We start from the raw sequence: 7,196 nt of genomic DNA on the forward strand, positions 1-7,196 counted from the left end.
CCGCGTGCGGGGAGAAGGCAACCAGCGGCAACGCTGACGCCCCCCTCTCCCCGGACTTCACGGGGAGAGGGTAAGGGTGAGGGGCAGCGCGCCCGACCCTTGTCAGAGACGCATGCATGACCGCCGAACCCGACGACGCGAGGCGCTATTTCGCCGCCATTCGCGCAGCGCTGGGCGGGCTGGAAATCTTCATGCGCGACGACCGCTCGCCGCTCTACAAGCATGGGATCGTTGCCGGCATCGTCGCCGAATATATCGCACGGCTGGAAAAATCCTTCGCCTGCTGGAACAACCGCCTAGGCTTCATGGAGAGCTTCCGCATCGGCCGCGCCGAGAGCGGCTTTCCGGTGTTCCAGAACGTGCTGGAGCTGGAAAACGACCGCCGCAGCGCGAGCCAGCGCCTCGCCACCATTACCAAGCCCGAAGAGCTTCGCGCCGAAATGGCGGATTTCATCCTGCGCCACAAGGCGTTTCCGCAAGCGCTGCAGCGCTCGATGGCCGAGCGGCTCTATCTGGAGGATGTCGAGGGCGGCGAAACCTTCGCGCCGTTCCTGCTGGCGAAGACGGTCAAGGTCTCGGTCAATCCGAAGACCGGGCGGCCCTATTATCTGGTCCATTGGGCATCGTTCGACGGCAGCGCCAACCTGCCGCTGATCTATATGGCGACGGTGGAAGATTCCTCACCTGACATGATTGCACAGCTCGTGGTTGCGAACGGCAGGCTGAATGAGAAGGTGGAAATCCCGCTACCGGTGGAAGGCCTGCTCAATCCTAAACTCGCGCACCGCTTCGATGATTTCACCGAAAAGCATTCCGCCTACACGCTGTCGCCGGTGACCATCGCCACCAATCTCGACAAGGATTTTCCCGAACTGCATCCGAAGCAGTTGCGGCGCGTGGTTCTTGGACCTTTCTATTCGGCCGGCATCACCGAGCACAATTCGACCGTTACCGAAGTTCTCTCCAAGGTGAGCAGGCCAGAAAACGCCTGGCTGCTGACCTGGACCATCCAGGAGGTCTATTCCAAGGCCGAGAAGCCGGGACGGCGCGGCCTGTGGTCGAGCGAGCCGGCATCGGAGGAATTCTTCATCAACACGGACGACCTCGAAGCCGCCCGCCAAGGGGTGAGCCACTACGAGAAGCACGCGCTTGTTCCGCATGAAGCCTATCAGGCGCTCTATGCGGCGGGCGAAGCCGACAGGATCTTCGCCGGCTACAAGGTCCACATCCTGTCCAAGGGGCGGGTGATAAGCGATGTGTAGCCGCCAATTGATCCTTACCAAGGAAAGCACCCCCTCACCGGCTCGGCTGATGCCTCGCCACCTCTCCCCGGTGGGGAGAGGAAACCGCAATCCGCAAACTCGCGCCTTGGCAGAACGGGGGCTCCTCTCCCCCCACTCTTCGTGGGGAGAGCAGGCAGGCAACGCCGCAGCCCGCCTCTTCTCTCGTCGGGGAAAGACAATGGGATGTCTGAAGTCCGCCTCCACGCCCCCTCACCCGGCCTCCGCTTCGCTCGGCCACCCTCTCCCCACTGGGGAGAGGAGATCGGAGAGGTCGCAGCCCTTCCCTTCTTCCCGCTCGTGGGGAGAAGGTTCCGGCAGGGGGATGAGAGGCAAATGCGGATCGTCGAATTGTGGATGCTCAGCAATGTGTAAGGCCTGCATCACAAAGGCACCCTCACCCGGCCTCTGTGGAGCCCGTCCTTGGGCTTGCCTTCGGCAGGACCCAGGGGCTCGGCCACCCTCTCCCCGTGGGGGAGAGGAGATCGGAAACGTTGCCGCGCTTCTCTTCTCCCCGACGGGGAGAAGGTGGCCCGAAGGGCCGGATGAGGGGGCGTTCCGGCAGCCAGCCAGTTGCATCGGAGGCCTTCTATGGACACCGGCCTGACCACCATCGCCGAAGCCGATATTGAAAAGCACCGCGCCACGGCGCAGAGCATGATCACGCGCATCGTTGTGCTGGAGGATTCAGGCGGGAAATCCGGCGCAGCACTTGCCGGCACCGGCCGCCGCTTCGTTTCCACGGTTTCCACCGGCTCCGTGCGCAAGACGCGCGAAGTCGAGCTGTCGAAGACAGTCGCGGCCGTCCGCCCAGGCGACCAGCTTATGAGCATTCCCCAGCACACGCTGCTTTACCGCGCGCGCCGCGGCATCGCCGTGGCGCTGGCGATCGCCGACATATTTGCCCGAAGCGGCGATCTGGAGAGCCTGCAGGCGAAGAACGCTCGCGCGCCGCTGGAGGGCGAGGATGCGGCGCACTTCAAAAAGCTGCTTTCGGCCGCCGCCTACGTGTCGGCCTTCAGCCTGGCCTCATATCTCGCCCAGCTCATCGACGGCGACGGCGAGCCGCCGAACGACATCAAGGAGCCGGATTTCCTGTTCGACACGCCGCAGGACGCGCTGAAATCGCTCGTGGCCGGACTGGACGCGGCACTTGCCGGCGCCAAGGACGATGCGGAGCTGATGACACGCGCCCGCGCCTTCGCCCGCATTGCCATCGAGGGGCTGTTGACGCGCAAGGGGCGCTTCGATGGGCTGGGCGCCTTCGAGAACGCGCATATTCGCCTCGATGCCGACGACTTCACGCTTGACGGCTTTGACGTGGCGCCGGGCCGCAAGGCGAAGCCGCTGGTGATGACCTTCAAGAAGCCGGAGGAAGTGGTTGGCAACCACATCGCCAAATACCAGGCGATCAAGCTTGCCAAGATGCTGATGGCCTACGATTTCGAACGGGAGCTCAACCCGTTCGTGGAACTGGGCGGCTTCCTGTTCACCTTCATCGGCGACGGCTCGCCCGGCACCGGCAAGACGACGCTGATCCAGATGATCGCGGGGCTTTTGAACGACTATTGCCAGGTGGCCTCCTACCCCTTCGTCTACGAGAATTTCGGAGTCGACCAGATCTCGTCCTATCAGGGCAAGTCGGGCCAGAACTGCAAGCAGTTCATCACCAATGTGCTGAACCCGCGCGCCATCGGCTTCGGCACGGTGGACGACATCGATCAGGTGGCGGCACGCCGCTCCGACGACCGGGCCTCGGCCGGCCAGCAGGAGATCACCGGCGTTCTGATGGAGGCGTTTTCGGGCGCCTCCACGGTGATCCGCGGCAACTGCTCTTTCGGCATGTTTTCCAACTACCCCGAAAATGTCGACGATGCGCTGCGCCAGCGCGCCGGCGCGCGCTGGGTGGTCGACGGGCCGCAGAGCCGCGACGACTATATCGACATCTTCGTGCTGCTGGCCGGCAAGAACCACAAGATCCCGCTCGGCAAGCATGATCTCTACGCCGCACAGGAGATCAAGCGCGCCGTGGCGGACGCCTATGAAGGCCATGCAAAGCCGCATGAAGATGGGCTGATGCAGGTCTATGAGCGCTTCATGAAGGAAAATGGCGAGCCGAAGACGCTGGCCGACATCGGCACCTACCTGCACCTGATAAAGCAGGCGGAGCCGCGCTTCACCGGCCGGGCAATCCGCAACATCACCGATGCGATCAAGATGCGGGCGATGGACATCGAGCTTCCCGACGAATGGTTCGAGACGCCGGAAGCTTTCATGCACAAGAACTACGACGAGAAGCGCGCGATGATCGAGGAACTGCGCGGGCCGTTCTCGCTTGCGATGGTGATGCAGGAGATCAACCGCTACGCCGATTCGGAGTTCCGCTATTCCGACCGCGCCGACGACGCGGCGGTGGAGCGCATGGTGCGCGACGCACGCCTGCGCGAGCGGGCATTGGCGGAGATCGAGGACATGAAGGCCAAGGGGATGTGGGATGCCTAACATGAACCTGCCCCTCATCCGCCTGCCGGCACCTTCTCCCCGCACGCGGGGAGAAGGACGAAGCGACAATCCCGAGGCCACTATCTATCTTCGGCGCGTAACAGAAAGAAGCGGCAAGGCGGATGCCCCCCTCTCCCCGTGCACGGGGAGAGGGTAAGGGTGAGGGGCATTCAGATGCGCGGACCAGACACTCGAACCACCCAGCGCGCGCGACAGTTGCGCAAGGCTGATAACGATGCCGAAAGTAAGCTATGGGCGGAACTTCGCGGCCGCAGATTGAACGGCTACAAGTTCAACAGGCAGTTCCCGATCGGCCCCTATTTTGCAGACTTCGCCTGTCGAGAAGCCAAGCTCGTTGTCGAAGTGGACGGAAGCCAGCATGCCGACAGCGAGCGGGATCGCCTTCGAGACGATTTCATGGTGTCGGCGGGATGGTCGATCGTGAGGCTGTGGAATGTCGATGTTTTCAAGGCGCGCGAGCAAGTGTTGGAGACGATTCTTGCGGCAATAGAGAAACGGTTGTCGCCTGAAATCACTGCATATGAGCTTCGCTACATTCATGCCGGACAACGAGGAGCCGTGTCGAAGCGATGCGCTTGAACTTGCCCCTCATCCGCCTGCCCTTCCTCTCCCCGCACGCGGGGAGAAGGACGAAGCGGCAACGCCAATGCCCCCCTCTCCCCGCGTGCGGGGAGAGGGTAAGGGTGAAGGGCGACCAATGAACCTCCTGCGCGACAATGAGCTGATCTATGGCCGGCTGCTCCGGGTCGAGGAGCCGCATCTGATCGAGCGCTACAACAAGGCGTTGAAGGCGTTCGGGCTGCCCCCGACGAAGCTCGCGTCCTTCGAGATCGACCGCAGCGGGTTTTCGCCGCAGATCGCCGAAGAGCTTGGCGATCCGCACTATCTCGACCCGAACCAGGTCAACCGCCGCTTTATCATCCTGGCGCCGGCGCAGGCCGAGCTGCCGGTGGTGCACACGGCGTTTTCCAACACCTCGCAGCTCATCCACGAGTTCTTCGTCAAGAATTCGCGGGCCATCGACGCGCTGACGATCAAGGACGTGATCTATGGCGAGATCGAGGATTCGGTCTCGAAGGTCGAGACCATCGAGGACCTTTTGTCGATCAGCCAGGTCGAGTTCCGCGTGCTGTCGGCCGAAGACGTGCTCGGCAAGGCGGCAGAACTGGGCACGCTCGTCGACCGGCTGAAGCAGGAACCGGACGCCTGGCGCGACGACGAGATGCTGCGGCACATGGTCGAGCTGGCCAAAGTCTGCGGCGATATCCGCGAGAACGCGCTGGTGCCCGACCAGGTGATTTTCCGCCACAACGCTTTCTGGACCAGCCATTTCGGCGGGCTTTACGTGTTCGTCGATCCCGACATGACGACGGTGATCAGCGATCCTGCCGCCCCCGGCTTCCGCCGCTCGCGGCCCTGGCAGGTGAGCTATCTGTCGATCCACGATGCCGATCGCGTCTTCAAGTTCCTGGCCTCGAGCGGACGCCTGGAACTGCCGCGAGCCTCCTGGATAGAGACGTCGGACTATCTCGAGCACCGCGCCGAAATGGCTATCCTTGCGCTGATTCGCGAGGCCGAGCCGCAGCGCGATATCGCCAATGTCGACAAGGTGTGGCTGCAGACATGGATTCACGGCCATGCCGACCTCATCAACCGCGACGGCATCTTTCCCTTCCTCAACGCCGCCAAGCGCGAGATCAGGCAGCGCGGCCAGATGCGGATGGAAGACGCAGCACCCCAGCACCGCTTTCTGGTGGTGCGCGCCAAGCCGGACCATCCCGATGCCTGGCTGACGAACCGGCTGATCTCCGAGTTCGTGCCGTCGGACTTCGCGGCGCGCTACATCTTCAACAAGCAGGCCTTCTACACGGATTACGAGAAGCTGACCGAACCATGGCGATCCTATGTTGTGGACCGGCTGAAAACCGCATATCTGAGCGACAAGACGGCGTTGCGGACCAGGCTCTACGGCCTCGTCGATCGAGAGAGGTAACGGGCCATGCTTGATCCGATCGTGAACTTCTTCACCCGGATGTTCCAGTGGATCGGCCGAGGCATCGGCCTGCTCATCGGCGTCATCCTGTGGCCGTTCATGTGGCTGGGCAGCTGGTACACCAAGCGCGGGCTGATCCTGAAGGGCGCGCTGGGCCTGGCTCTGCTGCTTCTGGTCGGCCTCTACGCCTATTTCTTCTATGTCACGCAGTTCTGGACCAACTTCAATCCGGATTATCCGGCAGGGCTGGCGCAGGCGCGGGAGAGCACCGGCGCGGGCGATCCCATCAGTTCGAACGCAACCGCCGCCGGCGCCGCCGGCGAGCCGGCGCAAAGCTGCAAGCCCTCGGCCATCGCCGGCACCTCGGCCGATCTGGTCGACTTCAACGTCAACCAGAACGCCTGGATTTCCTCCATGGTGCTCTCCAAGCTCGGCCTGTTCGGCATCGATTGGCGCAACACCCCCTTCTTCGACAACAAGGCCGCCTTCCAGCTCGGCATCAACCAGGTGATGCGCCGCACCACGACGGAGTTGGTCGACACGCTCGGGCGTGTGCGCGGCACTTCGCAGATCGACCAGAACCTGCAGGATGCGCGCACCGCGCTCGCCTGGAGCGAAACCGCCTGGTATGTCGGCATGCGCGGGCCGACGCGGCCGACGCCCAGCGTCTATCGCGAAGCTATCGGCAAGCTGCGCGCCTTCAACGCCCGCCTGGAAAAATGCGACGCGACCTTCGACGCGCGCGCCGACAATCTGATTCAGTTCCTCGACCGCATCGCCGGCGACATCGGCTCGACCTCGGATATATTGCGCCAACGCATCGAGGTCTCCGACGCCGGTTGGTTCGACCTGCGCGCCGACGACCGCTTCTGGTTCGCCTATGGTCAGCTCTATGCCTATTACGGCATCCTCGTGGGCGCCCGCTCGGATTTTGCCGCCATCATCGCCGAACGCAACCTGACGGCGCTGTGGACGCGCATGGAAGAACAATTGCGCGCCGCGCTCAACGTGCAGCCCTGGATCATCTCCAACGGCAACGAGTCCAGCGCCTTCTTCCCCTCGCATCTGGCGACGATGGGCTTCAACCTGTTGCAGGTGCGCTCCAATCTGGTCGAAATCAGCAATGTGCTGACGCGGTGAGCATGGGTGAAGGCCCGCCGGGGCTTGTACCAATTCCCCATTCACCAATCGCGCTCATTGTGTCATTTGAGCTGTCGCAAACCGTGCATCGCATGGCTTGATTGGGACTGCGGGCGCGCTCTCGGTCGGGTTCCATGCGCGCCACCACGGGGCGGCGCATACTAGTCCTGCAACCAATTACGGAGGAAGTTCCCTACATGGCCGAGTTTAAGTCCGACATTGAGATCGCGCGCGCGGCGAAGAAGAAGCCGATCCAGGAG

At 62.9% G+C, this 7,196-nt stretch carries 5 protein-coding genes; all 5 read left to right on the forward strand.

Annotated features, from left to right (window positions below):
- Positions 1-116 precede the first annotated feature (116 nt).
- Positions 117-1,262, forward strand: a complete 1,146-nt coding sequence (locus tag ACLKMW_RS21385) for a hypothetical protein (protein WP_415726554.1) — start codon at positions 117-119, stop codon at positions 1,260-1,262.
- Positions 1,263-1,871: 609 nt separating this feature from the next.
- Positions 1,872-3,782, forward strand: a complete 1,911-nt coding sequence (locus tag ACLKMW_RS21390) for an AAA family ATPase (RefSeq protein ID WP_415726555.1) — start codon at positions 1,872-1,874, stop codon at positions 3,780-3,782.
- A 174-nt stretch (positions 3,783-3,956) separates the two neighbouring features.
- Positions 3,957-4,382 (forward strand): endonuclease domain-containing protein, encoded by a 426-nt coding sequence (locus ACLKMW_RS21395; RefSeq protein WP_415726556.1) that lies wholly within the window; start codon positions 3,957-3,959, stop codon positions 4,380-4,382.
- 118 nt (positions 4,383-4,500) lie between these two features.
- The gene (locus ACLKMW_RS21400) at positions 4,501-5,796 is read left to right on the forward strand and encodes a DUF6638 family protein (protein ID WP_415726557.1); all 1,296 of its coding nucleotides are present in this window, start codon (positions 4,501-4,503) and stop codon (positions 5,794-5,796) included.
- A 6-nt stretch (positions 5,797-5,802) separates the two neighbouring features.
- Complete coding sequence (locus tag ACLKMW_RS21405) at positions 5,803-6,936, forward strand: DUF2333 family protein (RefSeq protein ID WP_415726558.1); 1,134 nt, start codon at positions 5,803-5,805, stop codon at positions 6,934-6,936.
- Positions 6,937-7,196 lie beyond the last annotated feature (260 nt).

The sequence above is a fragment of the Borborobacter xinjiangensis genome (assembly GCF_047739745.1).
GTDB lineage: Bacteria > Pseudomonadota > Alphaproteobacteria > Rhizobiales > Rhizobiaceae > Pseudaminobacter.

Coding starts and splice junctions, on each gene's coding strand:
- ACLKMW_RS21385 (WP_415726554.1), top strand. CDS start 117: ATGACCGCCGAACCCGACGACGCGAGGCGCTATTTCGCCGCCATTCGC.
- ACLKMW_RS21390 (WP_415726555.1), top strand. CDS start 1,872: ATGGACACCGGCCTGACCACCATCGCCGAAGCCGATATTGAAAAGCAC.
- ACLKMW_RS21395 (WP_415726556.1), top strand. CDS start 3,957: ATGCGCGGACCAGACACTCGAACCACCCAGCGCGCGCGACAGTTGCGC.
- ACLKMW_RS21400 (WP_415726557.1), top strand. CDS start 4,501: ATGAACCTCCTGCGCGACAATGAGCTGATCTATGGCCGGCTGCTCCGG.
- ACLKMW_RS21405 (WP_415726558.1), top strand. CDS start 5,803: ATGCTTGATCCGATCGTGAACTTCTTCACCCGGATGTTCCAGTGGATC.